Here is a 21,944-nt window from a genome sequence, read left to right on the forward strand (position 1 = left end):
GTCCTGTGACCCCGCACCGCAACATCGGGTTCGTCGCCGCGGCGGCGACGCTGCTGGCGGCGGCCCCGCTGTCGGCGATCTTCGAACGCTGGACCTGGCTGATCCAGGCCGCCGTCGTGGTCGCCGTGGTGGCCGGCTCGGCCGCGTTGAGCCGGCTGGGCCGGATGCCGCTGTGGGGGCAGGTGCTGGCCATGCTGGCCGGGCTCACCCTGGGCCTGACGTGGGTCTTCCCCGGCGGCACCGAACTGCTCGCGTTCGTACCGACCCCGGCCACGTTCGCCCACTTCGGCGACCTGCTCCAGACGTCGTTGCAGGACATGCGCTCGTACGGCGTGAAGGTGCCGGACGTCGACTCGCTGCTGTTCCTCGCGGTGCTCGGCATCGGCGCGGTCGCTGTGGTGGTGGACGTGCTCGCGGTCGGGTTGCGCCGGCCGGCGCTGGCCGGCCTGCCGATGCTCGCCATCTACTCGGTGCCGGTCGCGGTCTACGTGGACAGCGTCCCGGCCACCCCGTTCGTGGTGGGCGCCGCCGGTTACCTCTGGCTGCTGGTCACCGACAACGTCGACCGGGTACGCCGGTTCGGCCGCCGGTTCACCGGCGAGGGCCGCGACGTGGACGTCTGGGAGGCGTCCCCGCTGGCCGCGGCCGGACGGCGGCTCGCAGTGGTCGGCGTGATCGTGGCGGTGGCGCTGCCGCTCGCAGTGCCCGGAATGACCGGCGGGCTGCTGAACAACGTCGGCGCCGGGCCCGGCGACGGCAGCGGGCGGCCGGGCCAGGGCGGCAGCTCCGGCCGGGTCGACCTGTTCGCGGCGCTCAGCGGCCAGCTCAACCAGAGCGAGGAACTCGATCTGGTCAAGGTCAGCACCAACGAGACGACGCCGTTCTACCTGCGCCTGGGTGTCGTCGACGACCTGCGCCCCAGTGGCTTCCAGGCACGCGTGCCGACCGGGCGGCCGATCACCCGCCCGCTGCCCGACCCCGGGGAACGCGCCCCGCGCGGCGTCGACCAGCAGCGCTACCGCGCCACGGTCGAGGTGACGAAGAACCTGAACATGCCGTTGATGCCGGTCTACGCCGAGCCGGTCAAGACCGACGACCTCAACGGCAACTGGCTGTACGACCCGAACCAGCAGGTCGTCTTCTCCAACCGGGACAACGCCCGCGGCAAGAGCTACTCGTTCGACTACGTACGGTCCACATTCAGCCCGGCGGCGCTGCGCGCGGCCCCGTCGCTGCCCTCGGACAGCCCGGTGATGCGGCAGCAGACCGAGCGGCCGTCCGTCCCGGCCGTCGAGGAACTGGTCGCGCAGCTGGTCAAGGGCAAGTCGAACGACTACGACAAGGTCCGGGCGATCTACGACTACTTCTCCGTGGAGAACGGCTTCACCTACGCGCTGTCCACCCGCAACGGCAGCAGCGGCGAGGACATCACCGACTTCCTCGCCACCAAGGTCGGCTACTGCCAGCAGTACGCGGCGGCGATGGCCTGGCTGGTCCGGGCCGCCGGCATCCCGGCCCGGGTCGCCGTCGGGTTCACCAACGGCAGCAAGGCCGACAGCGGCACGTACGTGCTGACCAACCGCAACCTGCACGCCTGGACCGAGGTCAACTTCAGCGGGATCGGCTGGGTGCCGTTCGACGCCACCCCGGCGGCGGCCGTGACGGGCTCGGTCCGCTCGGCCTGGGCGCCGGACATCGACGCCCCCGAGGAGGTCACCCCCTCGACCGGCAGCACGAGCGCTCCCGACGCGGCCGGCCCGTCGGCCGGGCCGAACGAGGCGGACCGGCTCGACAAGGACACCGACCAGGGCCTGACGCTGAACCAGGGCGGCCCGGCCGAGGAGAGCCCGGTCTGGCCGTGGTGGCTGGCCGGTGCGCTGGCGCTGCTGGCGCTGCTCGCCGTACCGGCCCTGCGCCGCTCCGCCCTGCGCCGCCGCCGGCGCGTCCGGGCGGTCACGCCCGCGGCCACCGCGCTGCCGGTGCCGGGCCAGCGCGGCGAAACACGGCAGGTCGTCGTCGGTGTCGACGCCGAGGCGGCCCGCGCCGACGCGCACGCCGCCTGGGACGAGCTGCTCGACACGCTCGTCGACTTCCACGTCCGGGTGGACCGCACGGAGACCCCACGGGCCACCGCCGAGCGGCTGGCCCGGGAGGCGCTCGCCGAGAGGGGGGACGCCGCAACGGGGGTACGCCTGCTCGGCCGCGCCGAGGAACGAGCCCGTTACGCCCGTGACCCGCTGACCGACACGGAGTTGCAGCCGGCGCTGCGTACGGTCCGGGGCGCGCTGGCGGCGGGCGCGGACCGCCATACCCGGCTGCTGGCCGCGCTGCTGCCTCCGTCGGTGCTGCAGCGTTGGCGTACCGGCCTGGCCGAGCGGTCGGCGAGGGTGGTCACCACGAGCGGCCAGGTCCGGCAGCGCATGTCGCGTTGGAGCCCGCGCCGCCTCCTGGCCCACCGCCCCGCCCGCTGACCCCCGCCCGCCCACCTCTCCCTGCCCTCCCCGCCCCGTCCCGCCCCGCCCACCCCCACGGCGTTGATCAAGGAGTTTGTGTCCAAATCCAGCCCTGCTAAAGACACAAACTCCTTGATCACCGCTTCTGGACCGGATGCGCACGAGATCTTGGTACGAAATGGCCCCCATAGGGGCGCTTTCCTTCCAAGATCTACGGCGGCTCCCGGGATACGGGAAGCGAATCCCGCCTGCCGAGCGAGCAGGGCTGATCAGGCGAGCTGGGCACACCGCCCCGCCTCGGCGATCTTGCAGTTTGTGCCCGGGTGAACGGGACATTCTGGGCACCGCTCTGGCCGAAAGTGCAAGATCGCGGGTGAGGGCGGGTGTGCGCCTGCTGGTGAGCGGCGGGGAGGTGCTCGCCGTGCGCTGAGGCGGGGAGGCTTGGGCACGAGGGGGTGAGCTGCCCTGCCGCGACCCGGGCGCGGTGCACATGCTCACGTGGCGGGGCGACCCGGGCGCGGTGCACACGCTCACGTGCGGGGCGATCCGGGCGCGGTGCACACGCTCACGTGCGGGGCGATCCGGGCGCGGTGCACACGCTCACGTGCGGGACGGACCCGGGCGCGGTGCACACGCTCACGTGCGGGACGGACCCGGGCGCGGTGCACACGCTCACGTGCGGGACGGACCCGGGCGCGGTGCACACGCTCACGTGCGGGACGGACCCGGGCGCGGTGCACACGCTCACGTGCGGGACGATCCGGGCACCATGTGCTGACGGAGGCGCCGGCGGTGTGCAGAGGAGGCGGACCGCCGGGGGCGCGCCGAGCGGCGGTCCGGACGGTGAGTGGCGGGACGGTGGGACCGATTGCGGGCATGGCTGAACGCGGGCTCTCCCCCGCGCTCAGCCCGGCGACCAGCAGCAAGACGCCCCGGCGGCGCTTGCTGGCCTGTTACGGAGGCGCCGCCGGTTTCCCGCCCCGGGTCAGGGGCGGGACGCGGTCAGCGGTGGCCCTCCGGGCGCTGCCGCCAGCGGTCCTCCATCCGGTCGAGGAAGGAGCCCCGGCGACCACCACCACTGCGGCCACGGGGACGACGCCGGCTCGTTGTGCCGCCGACCACGTGCAGGTCGGGCGACTGGGATCGGCGGTGCGACTGCACCGCGTAGCCCAACGAGCCCAGCATGACGACGAAACCCGCCACGGCCACCGCGGGAATCTTGATCACGGCACCGTAGATCAACAGGGCCAGACCAGCGACGACCACGCCGGCAGCGACGAGCACGCGACGCCGCGCGTGGAAACGCGGGTCGCTGGCGCGCACGGCCGAGGCGAACTTGGGGTCCTCGGCAAGCGACCGCTCGATCTGCTCGAACAGCCGCTGCTCGTGCTCCGAGAGCGGCACGGCACTCCTCCCCGGTCACGTTGGTCGGCCCGGGCGGGCCGACAGACCGTGGCAGCCAACCGGCTGCTTACCCGCAAGTCTACGAGGGCCCCCGCGCGTCGGAAAGCGGGACGACCTACGGCCGGGTCGGTTTTTCGACTTGTCGTGTATCACGACGGCCGAGAAGACTGGCCGGACCTATGACGGACCGCCCGAATCGGGCAGCCGCCGCATCGGCCGCCGCCTCCGCCTCGCGCCAGCCGCGCTCGGGCGCACCCAGGGTGAGCTGCTGCGGGGTCTCCCCTGCGGGGGCGAGACCTTCCATCCGGACCCCGACCAGCCGAACCGGCTCGCCGGGGGCCAGCGCGCCCCACAGCGCCCAGGCCGTGTCGAACATCTCCCGGGCGGTGTCGGTGGGCACGGCGAGCGTGCGGGAGCGGCTGATCGTCCGGAAGTCGGCGAAGCGGACCTTGAGCGACACGGTACGGCCCACCTGCCCGGCCGCCCGCAGCCGAGCGCCGGCCTTGTCGGCGAGCGCGAGCAGGGACCGCCGGATCTCGTCCGGGTCGCTCACGTCGGTGTCGAACGTGACCTCCGCGCCGATCGACTTCTCCACCTGCTCGGGCGTGACCCCGCGCGGGTCACGCCCCCAGGCCAGCTCGTGCAGGTGGGCGGCGGACGCCTCGCCCACCGCCCGGCGCAGCAGGCCGGCCGGTGCCTCGGCGAGGTCGCGTACGGTGCGCAGACCGAGGCGGCGCAGCGCGTCCGCGGAACGCTCCCCCACGCCCCACAGGGCGGACACCGGCAGCGGGTGCAGGAACTCCAGCACCCGGGCGGCCGGGACCACGAGCAGGCCGTCGGGCTTGGCCCGGGTGGAGCCGAGCTTCGCCACGAACTTGCTCGGCCCCACGCCCACCGAACAGGTCAGCCGCTGTTCCTCGGCGACCCGGCGGCGGATCAGCGCGGCGATGTCGGCGGGCCGGCCGAACAGCCGTCGGGCGCCCGCCACGTCGAGGAACGCCTCGTCCAGAGACAGCGGCTCGACCAGCGGCGTGACGTCCCGGAAGATCCGCATGACCGCCCGGGACGCCTCGGTGTAGGCGGTGAAGTCGGGCGGGAGGTAGACCGCGCCGGGGCAGAGCGCCCGGGCGCGGGCGGTGGGCATCGCGCTGCGGACGCCGTACCGCCGGGCCTCGTAGCTGGCGGAGCTGACCACGCCGCGCGGGCCGACGCCACCCACCACGACCGGCCGGCCGCGCAGCTCGGGGCGGCGGCGCACCTCCACGGAGGCGTAGAACGCGTCCATGTCGACGTGCAGGATGGTGCAGCCGGTGTCGTCGGCGTCCGGCCCGAAGCGGGGGTCACCGCCTCGGGGCAACGACTGGCTGCGGCCCATGCCAGCAGGCTAGCCCGCCGGTCCGACAACCCCACCGCCCGCCGACCCCGCACGAGGCGGGGCCGACCCGGACCCGCGGCCACCAGCACGGACGAACCGGGATCAGCCCCGGACCACCAGCAGCGGGACCGTCATCTCGGCGGCGGTGTCCGCACCGTGGTACGCCACCAGCCGCGACGCCATCGGCGGTTCGGAGCGGGTGGCGACCACCGCGTACGTGTCCCGGCAGACCACCACCACGTCGCCGATCCGGGTCAGGTGTGCCTCGGGCACCGGCCCGAACCAGCCGGTCGCCATCGCCTCGGCCCGGGTCAGCACCTGCGCGGCCGGGCCCAGCACCTCGGCCCAGGCGGCCACCACGTCGGCCTCGGCGCCCGGCTCGACGTGCAGGTAGCGGACCCGGGGCTCACCGGCGACCACCCGTACCCCGGCGCGCAGCCGGGGGTCGGTGTCCAGGTCGATCCGGTGCCCGGCGGGCACGTCGAGCTGGCCGTGGTCGGCGGTGACCAGCAGCGCGGCGTCCGGCGGCAGCCCGTCGACGAGCCGGGCCAGCAGTACGTCCACCTCGGCGGCGGCGGTCCGCCAGGGCGCGGAGTCGACGCCGCTGAGGTGCCCGTGCCGGTCCAGGTCGGGGTGGTAGCCGGAGACGAGCGCGGGCCCGTCCCCGGCGGCCAGCGCCGCCAGCATCCGGGCGGCGAGCGCGTCGACGCCTGCCGCACCCCGGTAGTCGCCGCCCCGGTTGGCGGCGAGCGTCAGGCCGCTGCCGGCGAACTCGGGACGGCTGACCACAGTCACCGCGACCCCGGCGGCGCGCGCCCGCTGGTACCAGGTGGGCACCGGCTGCCAGCTCGCCGGGTCCGGGTCGCCGGTCCAGTCGACGTGGTTGAGCACCCGATCGGTGCCGGGCACCCGGACCGTGAAGCCGAGCACGCCGTGCGCGCCCGACGGGGTGCCGGTGCCGAGGCTGACCAGGCTGGTCGGGGTGGTGGACGGGAAGCCGGTGGTGAGCGGCCGGCCGACGGTGGCGGCCAGGCCGGCGAGCGTCGGGGCGTACGGGGCGGCGGTGGGGATCTGGTACCAGCCGAGGCCGTCGACGAGCAGCACCGCGATCCGGCGTACCCCGGCCAGGCGCGGGGCCAGGCCGAGCCGGTCGGCGGCGCCCGGTACGCCGAGCAGCGCCAGCGCGCTGGGCAGCACGTCGATCATGCTGCCGCCGTCGTAGCGCGGCGCCACCCGGTCGAGCGGACCGGGCGTCGGGCCGGGCGTCGGGCCGGGCGTCGGACCGGGCGTCGGATCGGGAGCCGGACCGGTCATGCCGGGCGGCGGGCGAACAGGTGCAACTGGGCGGCGAGATCGCGGTACGGGGACCGGGCGGCGAGGGCGCGCTCCAGCTCCACCAGTGCGGTCTGCTGGCCGTCGGCCACCGCGGCCGGGAGCAGGTCGGCGAGCACCCGTACCCCGTGGATCTCCTCCACGACGAGGCCGGCGGCGGTGAGCAGCGCGCTCGCGTCGGCGGCGTCGTAGCGGCGGCGCAGCGTGTCCCGGCCGCCGGTGGTGCCGTGCGGGTCGGCGGCGAGCGCGGCGGCGGCGTCCAGTTGCCCGTTCATCGCCCGGCCGAACACGGCGGCGGCCCGGCCGGCGACCAGCACACTCGCCGCGCCATCCGGGCGCAACGCGGTGACCAGCGCGGACATCACCGGTTCCGGGTCGTCGACCACCTCGAGGACGGAGTGGCAGAGCACCAGGTCCACGGTGGCCGGCTCGACCAGGCCGGTGAGCGCGTCGGCGTCGCCCTGCGTCGCGCGTACCCGATCGGCGACCCCGGCCTCGGCGGCCCGGCGGGTCAGCGCGGCGAGCGCGTCGGGGCTGGCGTCGACCACTGTGACCCGGTGACCGGCCTCGGCGAGCGGGACGGCGAAGCCGCCGGTCCCGCCGCCGACGTCGAGCACGGAGAGTCGTTCGCCGGCCCGCCGGTCCAGCTCGGCCCGGAGCACCGACCAGATGACGGCGGTGCGGGGGGTGAGGGTTCGGATCTGCTCCACGCGCCGAGCCTAGTCACCCCCCGGCCCGGGTTCAGGACTCGCCGCCGCCGGCGGGGTCGTCCTCGGCGCGGGAACGCTGGTGGTTGGCCACCGGGCCGTCGGTCACCTGGTATTCCCGCGGCTCGGCCTCGTGGGTGGGCGCCCAGTCGGCACCGAGGCGGGTCCGTCGGGCGTTCGCCACGCCACCGGCGTTCGTGCGGTGAAAGGTCATCGGTTCATCCCCCATACCCCGGGTGGGCCACTCTGCCCACCCGCGTCGGGAGTCTCCCGCCTCCGGCTCGGAGAAACCGTAATGTGGATCACTCCATCAACGGAAATCCCTGGATGCCGGTGTGACGGGGGGCTCGATCGCGTCCAGCCGGTCCGCGGTGAGGTTCGTGACGCCCTCGTGCCGCTGCAGCCGGCCCCGCACCACAAGTGCTCCGCTGGTGCGGGCGATTCGCCGGTATCTCTGCCACAACCCCGGGGAGCAAGTGACATTGAGCATCCCGGTCTCGTCCTCCAGGTTGAGGAACGTGACGCCGCCGGCGGTCGCCGGGCGCTGCCGGTGGGTGACGATCCCGCCGACCCGGATCCGCTGTCCGGGTGGCACCTGGCCGAGGCGGGCGATCGGCACCGCGCCCAGTTCGTCGAGGCGGTCCCGGATGAACCGGGCCGGGTGGCTCTCCGGGGACAGGCCGGTGGCCCAGACGTCGGCGACCAGGCGGTCCACCGCGGCCATGCCGGGCAGGGTGGGCGGGTCCGCGCCGGTCACCGTGCCGGGCAGCCGGCCGGGCCGGTCCTGGGCCGCCGCGCCGGCGGCCCAGAGGGCCTGCCGCCGGGTCAGCCCGAAACAGGCGAACGCGTCGGCGGTGGCCAGCGCCTCCAGCTGCGCGGCGGTGAGACCGACGCGGCGGGCCAGGTCCGGCATGTCCCGGTACGGCCCGTGCGCGGCGCGTTCCGCCTCGATCCGCTCGGCCACGTCCTCGCCGAGGGTACGGACGCTGCCCAGCCCGAGCCGTACCGCCGGGCCGCCCAGTCCCCAGGCGTGCGGCGGCTCGCCCGGCACGCTTCCCCACCGGGTCTCCGGGGTGGACTCCAGCACCGCCTTGGCGCCGCTGGCGTTGATGTCCGGCCGGCGTACCTCGACGCCGTGCCGGCGGGCGTCGTCGGCGAGCGTCTGCGGCGAGTAGAAGCCCATCGGCTGGGCGTTCAGCAGCGCGGCCAGGAACGGGCCGGGGTGGTAGCGCTTGAGCCACGAGCTGGCATACACCAGGTAGGCGAAGCTCATCGCGTGGCTCTCCGGGAAGCCGTAGCTGGCGAACGCGGTGAGCTTGCGGTAGACGTCGTCGGCCAGTTCGCCGGTGATGCCCCGCTCGGCCATCCCGGCGTAGAGCCGGTCGGCGATCTGCGCCATCCGCTCCACCGACCGCTTCGCCCCCATGGCCCGGCGCAACTGGTCGGCGCCGGCCGCGTCGAACCCGGCCAGGTCGATGGCGAGCTGCATGAGCTGCTCCTGGAACAGCGGTACGCCGAGCGTCTTCTCCAGCGCGTTGCGCATCAGCGGGTGCGCGTACGTGACCGGTTCCTGGCCGTTCTTGCGCCTGATGTACGGGTGCACCGAGCCGCCCTGGATCGGGCCGGGCCGGATCAGCGCCACCTCCACCACCAGGTCGTAGAACTCGCGCGGCTTGAGCCGGGGCAGCGTGGCCATCTGGGCGCGGCTCTCCACCTGGAACACGCCCACCGAGTCGGCCCGGCAGAGCATGTCGTAGACCTCGGGGTCGTCCAGCGTCATGTCGCCCAGGTCGAGGCGGGAACCGATCAGGTCGTAGCCGTAGTGCAGCGCCGAGAGCATGCCGAGACCGAGCAGGTCGAACTTGACCAGGCCCACGGCGGCGCAGTCGTCCTTGTCCCACTGGAGCACGCTGCGGCCGGGCATCCGGCCCCACTCCACCGGGCACACCTCGATCACCGGCCGGTCGCAGATCACCATGCCGCCGGAGTGGATGCCCAGGTGCCGGGGGAACGTCTGCAGCTCGTTGGCGTACGCGACCACCTGCTCCGGGATGTCCGCCACGTCGACCGCGGCGACCGAACCCCACCTGTCGATCTGCTTGCTCCAGGCGTCCTGCTGGCCGGGTGAGAAGCCGAACGCCTTCGCCACGTCCCGCACCGCCGACCGGGGCCGGTACGAGATGACGTTGGCGACCTGGGCGGTGTGCTCCCGGCCGTAGCGGGCGTAGACGTGCTGGATCACCTCCTCCCGGCGGTCGGACTCGATGTCCACGTCGATGTCGGGCGGGCCGTCGCGTTCCGGGGCGAGGAACCGTTCGAACAGCAGCCGATGCCGGACCGCGTCCACGTTGGTGATGCGCAGCGCGTAGCAGACCGCCGAGTTGGCCGCCGAGCCCCGGCCCTGGCAGTAGATGTCCTGCGCGCGGCAGAACGCGACGATGTCGTAGACCACCAGGAAGTAGCCGGGGAAACCGAGGTCTTCGATCATCCGCAGCTCGTGTTCGAGCTGCGCGTACGCCTCCGGGTGCGCCTCGGGCGGGCCGTAGCGCTCGCGGGCGCCGTCCATGGTCAGCCGGCGCAGCCAGCTCATCTCGGTGTGCCCGGGCGGCACCGGGTACGCCGGCAGCCTCGGCGCCACCAGCTGAAGGTCGAAGGCGAGTTCCGCGCCGTACTCGGCGGCCCGCGCCACAGCGCCCGGGTACGCGGCGAACCGCGCCGCCATCTCCGCGCCGCTGCGCAGGTGGGCGGTGGCCGCGGCGGGCAGCCAGCCGTCGATCTCGTCGAGGCTGCGCCGGGCCCGGACCGCCGCCACGGTGGTGGCCAGCCGACGCCGTCCCGGGGTGGCGTAGTGCACGTTGTTCGTGGCGACGGTGGGCAGCCCGGCCGCGGCGGCCAGGTCGGCGAGCGCGTCGTTGCGGTCGGCGTCGACCGGATGGCCGTGGTCGGTCAGCTCCACCGCCACCGTCTCCGCGCCGAACAGCGCGGTGAGCCGGTCCAGTTCCCGGGCCGCCGCGTCGACGCCCTCGGTGAGCAGCGCCGCGGGCACGTGCCCCTTGCGGCAGCCGGTGAGCACCAGCACGTGGTCGCGCAGCTCGGCGGCGAGTTCCTCCAGCTCGCCGTAGACCGGGCGGCCCTTCTCCCCGCCGCGCAGCTGGGCCCGGGAGATGGTGGCGGCCAGGCGCGCGTACCCCTCGTGGCCGTGCGCGAGCACCAGCAGGTGCCGGCCGAGCGGGTCGGGTTCGCCGTTCTGCGGGCCGGGCAGCCCGAGGGACAGCTCCGCGCCGAAGATCGTCGGCAGCCGCAGCGCGCGGGCCGCCTCGGCGAAGCGCACCACGCCGTAGAAGCCGTCGTGGTCGGTGACGGCGAGCGCGGTGAGCCCGAGCCGGGCCGCCTCCTCGGCCAGTTCCTCCGGGTGGCTGGCCCCGTCGAGGAAGCTGAAGTTGGAGTGCGCGTGCAGCTCCGCGTAGGGCACCACGCCGTCCGGGCGGGCCAGTTCCGGCGGCCGGTACTCCTGGCGCTTGCGGCTCCAGGCCGGTGAGTCGCCGCCGTCGGCGTCGACCGCGAGCGGGTCGACCACGTGCAGGTGCCGCTCGCCCCCGGCCCGGCCGGAGAGCACCTGCTCCAGCTTCGACCAGGGCATCTTCGGGTTGTGGAAGCTCACCCCGCGCTCCCCCGGCGCTCAGTCATAGATCGCCTCCACCAGCCACTGCCCGCCCTCGACCGCGAGCAGCAGGGCGGCGCCGTCGGCCAGGCACACCTGGAACCGGGCCCGGCGGCGCGCCTCGGCCGGCGCCCACCAGCGTTCGTCCACCGGCCACGGGCCGGCCCACCCGGTGATCTCGGCCGGGCGGCCGTCGCCGACTGTGAGCCGGGCCGGCGCCGCGCTGACCGCCAGCCGCGCGCTCACCACGACCGGTTCCCCGGCCGCGTCGCGCACGTCGGCCGGCAACGGGGTGGGCAGCACCACGGCCGGCGACGGTGGCGGAATCCGCCCCGGCCACGGCGGCTCGGCCACCGCCCGGCCCCGCCCGGCCCGTCGCCCCGCACCACCCCCGGCGGGTACGACGACAGGGGCGGACACGGCACCCGGAGCGGCCCCGGCGGGCGGCAGGGGTGGCGGGCCGGGACGTGCGGGCGCCCGCTCGTCGCCCCACGGGACCAGGCGCACCTGGTCGGCCGGGGACCGCCCGCCGCCGAGCACGGCGGTGACCACCGCCTCGGGGCCGAGGATGCCCTGCACCCGGCTGAGCGCCCGGTGCGCCCGCTCCCGCTCCTCACCGGTCTCCCCCCACAGCCCGGGTTGCAGGCCCGCCTGGGCGAGCACCCCGTCCGGCACCAGTCGCAACCGGACGATCCCGGCGGTGGGCCGGGCCGGACGCGTCCCGCCCCGGCCGTTGCTGCCGGAGAGCCAGCCGTCGAGCTGCCAGCGGACCCGGTCGGCGATGGCCGCGGCGGTGAGCAGGCCGTCGTGCCGCCAGACCCGGTGCAGCTCCTGGCCGTGGGCGGTGACCGCCTCGATGCCGAGGCGGGTGCAGGCCAGCCCGTACCCGGCCAGCCGTTCGTGCAGCCGCTCGGCGAGCATGCGGGCGGCGAACGCGGCGGCGTCGACCCGGTCGACCGGCTCGTCGTAGTCGGCGGTGACGGTCAGGTCGGCGGGCGGCTGCCGGACCGCCAGCGGACGGTCGTCCCGGCCACCGGCGAGCCGGTGCGCCAGCGCCCCGTCGAAACCGAACCGGGCAAGCACGTCCCCGGCCGGCAGCGCCGCGAACTCGCCGAGGGTACGGACGCCGAGCCGGCGCAGCAGGTCGGCCAGCGCGGGCCGGCCGAGCGCCTCGACCGGCCGGGCGGCCAGGAACTCGCGGGTGCCGCCGGGGGCCACGATCCGGCCCTCCCGGGCGGCCAGCCCGGCCGCGAACACCCCGTCGGCGATGCCGGCCTGGCTCTCCACCGCGCAGCTCTGCGCGACGTGCTCCACGATCCGCTCGGCCGCCGCCTCCTCACCGCCGAGGTAGCGGCTCGGCCCCCGGGCCGCCGTCGCGCAGGCGCCGGGCCGGATCACCTCGACGCCGGCGACCACCTCCTCCACGGCGGCCACCACCGGCTCGAACGCCCGCACATCCCGGCCGGGGTCGTGGTCGACCACGGTGAGGTGCGGGCAGCGCCCCTGCGCCTCGCGGCGGCGCAGCCCGCGCCGGATGCCCTCGGCGCGGGCCCGCTCGGAGCAGGCGATCACCCGGTTGGCGTGCAGCACCACGACCGGGTCGGTGGCGGGCACCCCGTCGACGATCTCGGCGGCGAGGACCGGCCAGTCCGGGCACCAGAGCAGCAGCGTCCGCTGCGGTACGCCGCTCACGCCGGACCGGCCGCGGCGAGCGTACGGGCGGGTGGGGCGACCACGCGCAGCCGGCGCGACGGCGCGGCGGACGGGGCGCCGAGCCCGGCCGAGCGGGGGATCACCCGGGTCAGCTCGTCGCCGGGCAGCCACACCTTGATCTCCTTGGGACGGGCGGCGGCGCCCCGGCCCCGGGCCGAGACGGTCACCTCGCGGCGGCGCAGCCGCCCGCGACCGGCGCCGAGCCCCTGCCAGACGCCCCGGACCACCTGGAGTGTGACGTCCGCGCCGTCCCACCGCCCGTACGGGACGAGCACGCTTCCGCGCTGCCGGGCGCGGGCGGCCAGCCGGGTGGCGACCGAGGCGGAGACGGTGGCCGGCACGGCGGTGACCACCACGTCGACCCCGTCGATGAGCGCGGCGACCACCGTGGGCCACTCCGGGCCGGGGTCGGGCACCAGGGCCAGCCGGTCCAGGGCGATGCCCGCCTCGGCTGCGGCGCCCGCCCCGAATGTGGGTACACCGACCACCGCGCACCACGAGCCGGCCCGGGACGCCTCGGCGAGCAGCGCGAGGATCAGCGAGGTGGCGCCGCTGCGCCGGGGCTGGCCGGCGCCGACCGCCACGGTGCTGCCACGCCGCAGACCGCGGTTGGGCAGCAGCCCGGTCAGCTCGGCCCGGACGGGCAGCACCCGGTGACCGCCGGCCGGGTCGGGCGCGCTCGCCGGACGGACCAGATCGGCCAGGGCGGCGGAACCGACCACCATGCGGCCCGCCATCGGACCAACCCCCCGTCGTGTTTCGCCACGGGCCTCGCCCGTGGATGGTGCTGTGGATCGTGTCGTGCGCGGCACGCGTGTGCCGTGGGTGCGGCGCCCGGCCACCCGGGGTCCCGCCGGTGGTGGCCGGGCGCCACGAATCAGGCGGCGGCTGCTCCGGGCCGGGGCGGTGAGTCGGAGGCGCCGAGCCGCAGCGGGCGGGGCAGGCCGTCGAGTGCCGGCTGGTGCGCCAGGCCGAGGGCGGTCTCCACCACCGTCACGAACTCCTCGGCGGCGCGCAGCAGGTCGTCGGCCTCCCGGGCGGTGACCACGCGGGGGATGCCGGCCTCGGCGGCAGCCCGCTTGCTCGCGCCGGCGGCGAAGTAGGCAGCCCACTCGTCCAGCTCGGGGGCGACGGTGGCGAGCAGCACCCAGACGCTGGTGATCCGGTGCCGGCGGGTGGGCGCGGGACGGGCCCGGGCGGCGAGCACGGCGGCGGCGGCGCGCAGCGCCGCCAGGTGGGCGGCGGCGTACCGGAGGCCGTCGGGGCGGGTGCGGGCGGCCTCGGCCAGCCCGTCGCGGGCCACCGCGAGCAACTGGGCGGGGGTGCGGTGCGGCAGCACGTGCGCGGGCACCGTGGGCGCCTGGGCCGGACTGATCGGCATGGGTCTCTCCTCCGCGTGTGGCCGGGGCGGGCGGTCGCGCGACGGGGAACGTCGCCCGGTCGCCCGGAGCGGTCGGTGCGGAGGAAGACGCACCTTTCAGGTGGCGGCCGGCCGGATGTGGACGCTTCCCCACACCCACACCCGGCCGGCGTGCCGGCGGGTCCGTCGCCCGCCGCCCGGGGGTCGTGGGCGGCGGGCGACGACCTGCCTGACGGGCCCGGACTCGCGACTGTCCGAGACCCGGTGCGGCCCGCGGTGCCGCACCTCCCGGAAGCCGGTGCCGCGAAACACCGCTTCCGGAGCGTTCGACGAGTGCGCGACCGGCTCGGATCAGGCCGGGCCAGCCGGGGAGCTGAGCCGCTTGCCGTTCGGGTCGAACCGAACGTCGAGCGAACCTGACTTCGAGCCGGAATCGAACACTCGTTCTAACTACCCTGACAGTACACCTCCCCACCGACGAAAACGCAACGTGTGACGCGCCGGGGACGCACGGGAGGGCGACGGCCCCCGGCGAGGCCATCCCGGGGTGGGGGAAGAATGGGTACATGCAGCCACACCCGAACGTGCAGGCGGTGCAGCGCGCGCTCGACGACGCGGGCGCGCGGAACGGATCGGGCGAGGCCAGCCTCGTCCGACTGCTGCCCGACGCGGTGCACACCGCCGCCGCGGCGGCCGAGGCGCTCGGTGTCGCCGTCGGCGCCATCGCCAACTCGCTGATCTTCGACGCGGACGACGCGCCGCTGCTGGTGCTCACCTCCGGCGCGCACCGGGTGGACACCGCCGGGCTGGCCGCCACGCTGGGCGTGACCCACCTGCGCCGGGCCACCCCGGAGTTCGTCAAACAGCACACCGGGCAGGTGATCGGCGGCGTCGCACCGGTCGGCCACCCCGCTCCGCTGCGCACCGTCGTGGACACCGCACTGGCCGGGTACGACGAGGTGTGGGCCGCTGGCGGCGTACCCCGGGCGGTGTTCCCCACCACGTACGCGGAACTGCTGCGGATCACCGCCGGCACCCCGGCCGAGGTGGCGTGAACCCCGGACTCGTCACGCTGCACGTGTGGCGTGTGCCCCGCCGGGCCGTACCCGGTGTGCTGGGCCGGATGGCCACCCACCCGGCACGGCTGCGCCGGCTGCCGGGCGTCCGCTTCGCCAAACTGCTCGGCACCGGGACCGGCACCGGCTTCGGCCCCGGCGACGCCGACCTGACCCGGTGGGCCGCACTCGTGGTCTGGGACTCCCCCGCCGACGCGGCCGGCTTCGACGCCTCCCCGGTCGCCCGCTCCTGGGCCCGGATCGCCCGCGCCGCGGTACGGGTGGACCTGCGCCCGCTGACCAGCCGCGGCCGATGGTCCGGCCGCGAGCCGTTCGGCACGCCGTCCGGCGGACGGGTCACCGGGCCGGTGCTGGCGCTGACCCGGGCCCGGCTGCGGGCCCGCCGCGCGGCCACGTTCTGGCGGGCGATCCCGCCGGTCGCCGGCGCCCTGCACGCCGCGCCCGGCCTGCTCGCCCGGTTCGGCGTCGGCGAGGCGCCGCTGGGCTGGCAGGGCACTGTGAGCGTGTGGCGCGACCCGGCGGACCTGGTCGCGTTCGCGTACCGTTCCCCGGAGCACCGCGCCGCGATCACCCGTACCCCCACCGAGGGCTGGTACGCGGAGGAACTGTTCGCGCGGTTCGCGGTGGGCGACGTGGTCGGCGACCGTACGGTGCTGGGCTGGGCCGCCGAGGGCGCCCCGGAGACGGCGAGAGGGCACGCATGAGGCTGGTGCGGTGGACACCGGACGACCTGGTCCGGCGGCTGGACGACGTGGTGGCCGTCTACGGCGAGGCGATGGGCTACCGGCCCGACCTGCTGGAGGCCCGCCGCGGCTACATCGCCACCCACGTCCGCCGGCCCGGCTTCCGCGCCGTCGCCAGCCTGACCAACGAGGGACACCTGGCCGGTTTCGGGTACGGCTACCGGGGCGCCACCGGGCAGTGGTGGCACGACCAGGTGCACCGGGCGCTGAACGCGCAGGCCCGGCAGCGCTGGCTGGCCCACCCGTTCGAGGTGGTGGAGCTGCACGTCCGCCCGCCCGCGCAGGGGCACGGCCTGGGGGCCCGCCAGTTGCGCGCGCTGCTCGCCGTGGCCGAGGGCGACACCACGCTGCTGTCCACGCCGGAGGCCGACGAGGAGAAGTCCCGGGCCTGGCGGCTGTACCGCCGGTTCGGCTTCGTCGACGTCCTGCGCCACTTCCACTTCCCCGGCGACGAGCGGCCGTTCGGCGTGCTCGGCCGGGACCTGCCGCTGCCCCCGCCGGATGCCCCGTGAGCGCGAGGAGTGAGCCGGGTTTGCGAGCCCCGCAGTCGCGAACGAAAGGGCGACACCGTGAGCGCGAGGAGTGAGCCGGGTTTGCGAGCCCCGCAGTCGCGAACGAAAGGGCGACACCGTGAGCGCGAGGAGTGAGCCGGGTTTGCGAGCCCCGCAGTCGCGAACGAAAGGGCGACACCGTGAGCGCGAGGAGTGAGCCGGGTTTGCGAGCCCCGCAGTCGCGAACGAAAGGCGGCACAGTGAAAGCCGCCCGGCTGCCCTGGGCGCTGCTGGCCGTGCTGGTGCTCGCCCAGATCTGCTACCCGCTCACCGGCGGCGCGACCCGGGCCGGGCTCACGGTGGCCACCGTGGTGCTCGGCTGGCTGCTCTCGGTCGGCCACGCGCTGCTCACCCGCGGCGTCCGTACCGCCGTCGCGCTGGTCGCGGTCGTCACCGGCGGCGGGTTCGCGGTCGAGGCGATCGGCGTGGCCACCGGGTTCCCGTTCGGCAGCTACGACTACTCCGGGGAGCTGGGCCCGAAGCTGGCCGGGGTGCCGCTGATCATCCCGCTCGCCTGGACCTGGATGGCCTGGCCGGCCTGGCTCACCGCGGTCCGGCTGGTCCGTTCCCGCATCGCGCGGATCGCGCTCTCGGCGGTCGGACTGGCCGCCTGGGACCTGTTCCTCGACCCGCAGATGGTGGCCGAGGGCTACTGGACCTGGCTCGACGCCACCCCGGCGCTGCCCGGGCTACCCGGCATCCCGGTCAGCAACTACCTCGGCTGGCTGGGCTTCGCGGTGCTGCTCGCAGTCGCGCTGCGCCCGCTCGCCGGGCCGTCGGCGGACCGGGTCGACGGCCGGGACGCCCCGATGTTCGCGCTCTACCTCTGGACGTACGCCTCCAGCGTGCTGGCGCACGCGGTGTTCCTGCGGCTGCCCGCGTCGGCCCTGTGGGGCGCGGCCGGGATGGCGGTGGCGGCGGTGCCGCTGGCGGTGACGCTGTGGCGGGCCCGTCAGGACCGGACCGGCACGCCGGAGCCGGCGCCGCGCGTCGACGCCCCGGCATGATCGCCGCCCTCGCGCTGGCCGTGGCGGTCGCCGCGCTCACCGGGCACACGCTCGTCAACGCGCTCGCCTGGCTGCGCCGCCCGGCCACCGGCCCGGCCGAGGTGGACGAGCCGGTGGCGGTGTTGCTGCCGCTGCGCGACGAGGCCGAACGGGTCACCCCGTGCCTGCGCGCGCTGCTGGCCCAGCGCGGCGTACCGGACCTGCGGATCGTGGTGCTCGACGACGGATCGACCGACGGCACCGCCGACGTGGTCCGCGCGGTGGCCGGTGACGATCCCCGGGTCACGCTGCTCACCGGCGTCGCCCCGCCGCCGGGCTGGCTGGGCAAGCCGCACGCCTGCTGGCAGCTCGCCACCCGTACCGGCCCGGAACCGGCAGTGCTGGCCTTCGTCGACGCCGACGTGGTGCTCACCCCGTACGCGGTGGCGGCGGCCGTGACCGAGTTGCGCGCGGCTGACGCGGCGCTGCTGTCGCCGTACCCCCGGATCGTGGTGCGGACGGTGGGCGACCGGCTGGTGCAGCCGCTGTTGCAGTGGTTGTGGCTCACGTTCCTGCCGCTGCGCGCGATGGAGCGCTCGCGGCGGCCCTCCCTCGCGGCGGCGGGCGGGCAGTTCCTGGTCGTGGACCGGGCCGGCTACCTGCGGGCCGGCGGGCACGCGGCGGTGGCCGACAAGGTGCTGGAGGACATCGAGCTGGCCCGGGCGGTGAAGCGGGCCGGCGGGCGGATCGCGCTCGCCGACGGCTCCCGGCTGGCGTCCTGCCGGATGTACGACACCTGGCCGCAGCTGCGCGACGGCTACACCAAGTCGCTGTGGGCGACGTTCGGGCACCCCACGGCGGCGGCGGCCGTGCTGGCGCTGCTGGTCGCGCTCTACGTCGCGCCGCCGCTGCTGGCCGCCGGGGCGCTGCTCGCCGGCGCGCCGGCGGTGGCCGCCGTGGCGTTCCTGGCCTACCTGGCCGGCGTCGCCGGGCGGGTGGTCAGCGCCCGCGCCACCGGCGGGCGGGCGTGGCCCGACGCGCTGGGCCACCCCGTGTCGGTCGTGGTCCTCGGTTGGCTGACCGTCCGGTCGTACCATCTGCGGAAGCGACGCCGGCTCACCTGGCGGGGTCGCCCGGTCACCTAGGAGGGGCACGCCATGGCGCGCATCGTGGTCATCGGCGCCGGGGTGGGCGGGCTCGCCACCGCCGCCCGGCTCGCGGTCACCGGGCACGAGGTCACCGTCCTCGAACGGGCCGGCACGGTCGGGGGCAAGCTCGGCCGGTACGCCCACCACACCCCGGAGGGGGTGTGGCACTTCGACACCGGGCCGAGCCTGTTCACCCTGCCGCAGGTCTTCCACGACCTGTTCGAGGCGACCGGGGCGAAGCTCGACGAATACCTCGACCTGGTCCCGCTGGACCCGATCGTGCGGCACGTCTTCCCCGGCGGCGGGCAGGCGCTCGACTCCTGCGCCGACCCGGACGAGTTCGCCGCCCGGATCGGCGCCGCGTTCGGGGACCGCTCCGCCGCCGACTGGCGCGGGCTGTGGCGGCGCGCCGGCCGGGTGTGGGCGGCCTCGCACCGGGACATCCTGCGCCGTACCGTCGACTCGCCCCGCGACCTCGCGGCGCTGGCCTGGCGGCTGGACGACCTGGCCGCCATCGGCCCCGGCCGCAGCCTGCGCGGGCTGGGCCGCCGGCACCTGTCCGACCCGCGGATGCGGATGCTGCTGGACCGGTACGCCACGTACACCGGCGCCGACCCGCGCCGCGCCCCGGCCGCGCTCGTCGCCGTCCCCTACGCCGAGCTGGCGTACGGCGGCTGGTACCTGCGCGGCGGGCTGGGCACGCTCGCCGACGCGCTGCTGTCGCGCTGCCTGGACCTGGGCGTGGTGGTGCGCACCGACGCCACCGTCACCCGGATCGACGCCGCGGGCGGGCGGGTGCACGGGGTACGCGTGGCCGGGGCGGCCGCGCCGGTGCCCGCCGACGTGGTGGTCGCAAACGTGGACGCGCTCACCGTCTACCGGGACCTGCTGCCCGACCCGCGCCGCCTGGCCGCGCTCACCGACCGCAGCCTGGCCGGGTTCGTGCTGCTGCTGGGCGTACGCGGCGACTCCGGGCTGGCCCACCACACCGTCTTCTTCCCCCGCGACTACGACGCCGAGTTCGACGCCGTGTTCGGTGACCCGGGTCGCGGGGTGCGGGCCCGCCCGGCGCCCGACCCGACCGTGTTCGTCACCGCCGCCGACGACCCGGCGGTCCGCCCGGACGGCCACGAGGCGTGGTTCGTGCTGGTCAACGCGCCCCGGCACGGCACCGCCGCGAGCGCCGTGAACTGGCGGCGGCCCGGCCTGGCCGAGGCGTACGCGGACCGGATCCTCGACGTGCTGGCCGAACGCGGTGCCGACGTGCGGGACCGGCTGGTGTTCCGGGAGATCCGCACCCCGGCCGACCTGGACGCGGCCACCGGCGCGCCGGGCGGGGCGATCTACGGCACCGCGGGCGGGCTGCTGCGCCCGGCCAACCGGGGTCCGGCGGCCGGGCTCTGGCTGGTCGGCGGCTCCAGCCACCCGGGCGGCGGGCTGCCCATGGTCACGTTGTCCGCGGAGATCGTCGCCGAGGCGGTCGGCCCGGCCTGGTGAGGGTGTAAGGAGGGGGCCCTTATTAACGCCTCCGGTAGAGGAAGGGCCCCTTATTAACACGGGCTGACCGCCGCGCCGGCTACGCGGGCGCGGCGGTCAGCCGGCGTCGACCAGGGCGCGGCGGACGGCGGAGAGCAACTGCCCCAGGCCGAACCCGGCGAGCAGCACCCAGACCGTGGTGGCCATGGTGATGGTGCCGGCGGTCAGGTCGGCGTCGATCAGCCCGGTGAGCCCGGCGACCAGCAGCCCGACCAGCGCGACGCAGACCCGGGTCGGCCGCTCCCCCACAGTCACCGCGCCGATCTCCCGCATCCCGGCCGAGACCGCGCGCGCCCGCACGTACTCGTGCAGCCAGGACAGCCCACCGGCCGCCGCGACCAGCGCGCCCGGCGCGCCGAGCAGCCAGAACGCGACCAGCCAGGCCACCTCGCCGAGCCGGTCGGCGACCGAGTCGTACACGTAGCCCAGCCGGGTGGTGCGGCCGGTCGCCACCGCCACCGCGCCGTCGACGCTGTCGGCCACGGCCGCCAGCAGCACGAACAACGCGCCCAGGAACGGCCCGTTGCCGGGCCGCTCCACGAACAGGGGTACGCAGAAGCAGAGCAGCACCCCGAACACGGTCACCGGGGTCGGGCCGACGCGCAGCCGGCCCAGCACGTAGCCCACGTGGTAGGCGAAGCGCAGCCAGGCGCGCACCACCGGCGCGGCGGTACGCGGATCGAAGCCGCCGTGCAGCCGCGCCCACGCGGTCGCGTACTGGTCCCAGTTCAGCTGTGTGCCCACCACGGATCAACCGTAGAAGCACGGCGCGGGTGTCGTGTGGCGGGTGGTCACACCCGTGCGGCGGCGCGCAGCCGCTGCCACACCTCCCGGGTCGCAGTGGACCGGTTGAGCGTGATGAAGTGGATCCCCGGCACGCCCTCGTCGAGCAGCTTCTCGCACATCTCGCTCGCCTGCTCGACGCCGAGGCGGCGGACCGCCTCCGGGTCGTCGGCCACCTGCTCGAACCGCTCGGCCAGCGCCGGCGGGAACGGCGCGCCGGACAGCTGCACCGAGCGTTCGATGGTGCCGATCTGGGTCACCGGCATCACCCCGGCCAGGATCGGCGTGTCGCAGCCGGCGGCTGCGACCCGGTCGCGCAGACGCAGGTAGTCGTCGGCGTCGAAGAACATCTGGGTGATCGCGAACTCCGCGCCGGCCCGGCACTTGCGGACGAAGTGCGCGGTGTCGCTGTCCACGTCCGGCGAGCGCGGGTGCTTGTACGGGAACGCGGCCACGCCGACGCTGAAGTCGCCGCTGTCGCGGACCAGCCGGACCAGGCCCTCGGCGTACCGGACGCCCTCGGGGTGGGCGATCCACTCGCCGCCCGGGTCGCCCGGCGGGTCACCCCGCACGGCCAGCACGTTGCGCACCCCGACCGAGGCCAGCCGGCCGATCACGTGCCGCAGCTCGGCCACCGAGTGGTTCACCGCGGTCAGGTGCGCCATCGGCAGCAGCGTCGTCTCGGTGGCGATCCGCTCGGTCACCGCGACAGTGGTGTCGCGGGTCGAGCCGCCCGCGCCGTAGGTGATCGACACGAACGAGGGCCGCAGCGACTCCAGCTCGCGGATGGCCTGCCAGAGCAGTTTCTCCCCGGCCGGGGTCTTCGGCGGGAAGAACTCGAAGGAGAACGTGGGGCGGCCGTCACGGATCAGCTCCCCGATGGCCGGCTGGGGATTGGGAAGGACCGAGGGAAGACCGAGCGCCACGGACCGACTGTAACCGGGACGGCACGCCGCATCGGGAATCTTCCCAGCCCGCGAACACCTGTCCCGGCGCGACGTCGTACCCCGGGGGTAGAAATGCGGCAGCGCGGTGGGGCGGCCGACGGCCGTTCCGGGGGCCCGCGCGGGGGTCGCCACGACGGCGACGCGCCGGCGCCACCACTGGCCGGGCGTC

18 protein-coding genes are annotated in these 21,944 nt (G+C 75.7%); 7 read left to right on the top strand and 11 right to left on the bottom strand.

The window, feature by feature from the left end; genetic code table 11:
- Nucleotides 1–5: 5 nt before the first annotated feature.
- Nucleotides 6–2,471, top strand: coding sequence for a transglutaminase TgpA family protein (locus tag MICAU_RS22345; protein ID WP_013287617.1), 2,466 nt, complete (start codon nt 6–8; stop codon nt 2,469–2,471).
- Between the two features lie 984 nt (nt 2,472–3,455).
- Here MICAU_RS22345 and MICAU_RS22355 read toward each other — a convergent pair.
- The 9 genes from MICAU_RS22355 to MICAU_RS22395 form a co-directional block, all read right to left on the bottom strand.
- Nucleotides 3,456–3,857, bottom strand: coding sequence for an SCO2097 family morphological protein (locus MICAU_RS22355; protein ID WP_013287618.1), 402 nt, complete (start codon nt 3,855–3,857; stop codon nt 3,456–3,458).
- A 115-nt stretch (nt 3,858–3,972) separates the two neighbouring features.
- Nucleotides 3,973–5,232: a DNA polymerase IV gene (locus MICAU_RS22360; protein WP_013287619.1), complete on the bottom strand. Its 1,260-nt coding sequence runs from the start codon at nt 5,230–5,232 to the stop codon at nt 3,973–3,975.
- Between the two features lie 102 nt (nt 5,233–5,334).
- Nucleotides 5,335–6,546: an alkaline phosphatase family protein gene (locus tag MICAU_RS22365; protein ID WP_013287620.1), complete on the bottom strand. Its 1,212-nt coding sequence runs from the start codon at nt 6,544–6,546 to the stop codon at nt 5,335–5,337.
- Nucleotides 6,543–7,274, bottom strand: a complete 732-nt coding sequence (locus MICAU_RS22370) for a methyltransferase domain-containing protein (protein WP_013287621.1) — start codon at nt 7,272–7,274, stop codon at nt 6,543–6,545. The genes MICAU_RS22365 and MICAU_RS22370 overlap by 4 nt, the downstream gene beginning before the upstream one ends.
- Nucleotides 7,275–7,305: 31 nt before the next feature.
- Complete coding sequence (locus MICAU_RS22375; protein ID WP_013287622.1) at nt 7,306–7,485, bottom strand: hypothetical protein; 180 nt, start codon at nt 7,483–7,485, stop codon at nt 7,306–7,308.
- A 96-nt stretch (nt 7,486–7,581) separates the two neighbouring features.
- Nucleotides 7,582–10,932, bottom strand: coding sequence for an error-prone DNA polymerase (locus MICAU_RS22380; protein ID WP_013287623.1), 3,351 nt, complete (start codon nt 10,930–10,932; stop codon nt 7,582–7,584).
- An 18-nt stretch (nt 10,933–10,950) separates the two neighbouring features.
- Entirely contained in the window at nt 10,951–12,624 is a 1,674-nt protein-coding gene (locus MICAU_RS22385) for a DNA polymerase Y family protein (protein WP_013287624.1), read from the bottom strand.
- On the bottom strand, nt 12,621–13,382 hold the full coding sequence (imuA', locus tag MICAU_RS22390) for a DnaE2-dependent mutagenesis accessory factor ImuA' (protein ID WP_013287625.1): 762 nt from the start codon (nt 13,380–13,382) through the stop codon (nt 12,621–12,623). Before imuA' ends, MICAU_RS22385 begins: the two co-directional genes overlap by 4 nt.
- A gap of 140 nt (nt 13,383–13,522) precedes the next feature.
- Nucleotides 13,523–14,026, bottom strand: coding sequence for an SAV_6107 family HEPN domain-containing protein (locus MICAU_RS22395; protein WP_013287626.1), 504 nt, complete (start codon nt 14,024–14,026; stop codon nt 13,523–13,525).
- A gap of 545 nt (nt 14,027–14,571) precedes the next feature.
- On the opposite strand from MICAU_RS22395, the gene MICAU_RS22400 reads away from it, so the two are divergent.
- From MICAU_RS22400 to MICAU_RS22425, 6 genes are all read left to right on the top strand, one after another.
- Nucleotides 14,572–15,060, top strand: coding sequence for a YbaK/EbsC family protein (locus tag MICAU_RS22400; RefSeq protein WP_013287627.1), 489 nt, complete (start codon nt 14,572–14,574; stop codon nt 15,058–15,060).
- Nucleotides 15,057–15,785: a monooxygenase gene (locus MICAU_RS22405; RefSeq protein WP_013287628.1), complete on the top strand. Its 729-nt coding sequence runs from the start codon at nt 15,057–15,059 to the stop codon at nt 15,783–15,785. Before MICAU_RS22400 ends, MICAU_RS22405 begins: the two co-directional genes overlap by 4 nt.
- Nucleotides 15,782–16,336, top strand: a complete 555-nt coding sequence (locus tag MICAU_RS22410) for a GNAT family N-acetyltransferase (RefSeq protein ID WP_013287629.1) — start codon at nt 15,782–15,784, stop codon at nt 16,334–16,336. Before MICAU_RS22405 ends, MICAU_RS22410 begins: the two co-directional genes overlap by 4 nt.
- 239 nt (nt 16,337–16,575) lie before the next feature.
- Nucleotides 16,576–17,382 (top strand): carotenoid biosynthesis protein, encoded by an 807-nt coding sequence (locus MICAU_RS22415; protein WP_013287630.1) that lies wholly within the window; start codon nt 16,576–16,578, stop codon nt 17,380–17,382.
- Nucleotides 17,379–18,506, top strand: a complete 1,128-nt coding sequence (locus MICAU_RS22420) for a glycosyltransferase family 2 protein (protein WP_013287631.1) — start codon at nt 17,379–17,381, stop codon at nt 18,504–18,506. Before MICAU_RS22415 ends, MICAU_RS22420 begins: the two co-directional genes overlap by 4 nt.
- A gap of 12 nt (nt 18,507–18,518) precedes the next feature.
- The gene (locus MICAU_RS22425) at nt 18,519–20,006 is read left to right on the top strand and encodes a phytoene desaturase family protein (RefSeq protein ID WP_013287632.1); all 1,488 of its coding nucleotides are present in this window, start codon (nt 18,519–18,521) and stop codon (nt 20,004–20,006) included.
- A 96-nt stretch (nt 20,007–20,102) separates the two neighbouring features.
- On the opposite strand, the gene MICAU_RS22430 is transcribed toward MICAU_RS22425, so the two are convergent.
- Nucleotides 20,103–20,792 (bottom strand): CDP-alcohol phosphatidyltransferase family protein, encoded by a 690-nt coding sequence (locus MICAU_RS22430; protein WP_013287633.1) that lies wholly within the window; start codon nt 20,790–20,792, stop codon nt 20,103–20,105.
- Between the two features lie 44 nt (nt 20,793–20,836).
- Nucleotides 20,837–21,754: a methylenetetrahydrofolate reductase [NAD(P)H] gene (gene metF / locus MICAU_RS22435; RefSeq protein WP_013287634.1), complete on the bottom strand. Its 918-nt coding sequence runs from the start codon at nt 21,752–21,754 to the stop codon at nt 20,837–20,839.
- Nucleotides 21,755–21,944: the final 190 nt, after the last annotated feature.

The organism is Micromonospora aurantiaca ATCC 27029 (genome assembly GCF_000145235.1).
In the GTDB taxonomy this organism is placed as follows: domain Bacteria; phylum Actinomycetota; class Actinomycetes; order Mycobacteriales; family Micromonosporaceae; genus Micromonospora; species Micromonospora aurantiaca.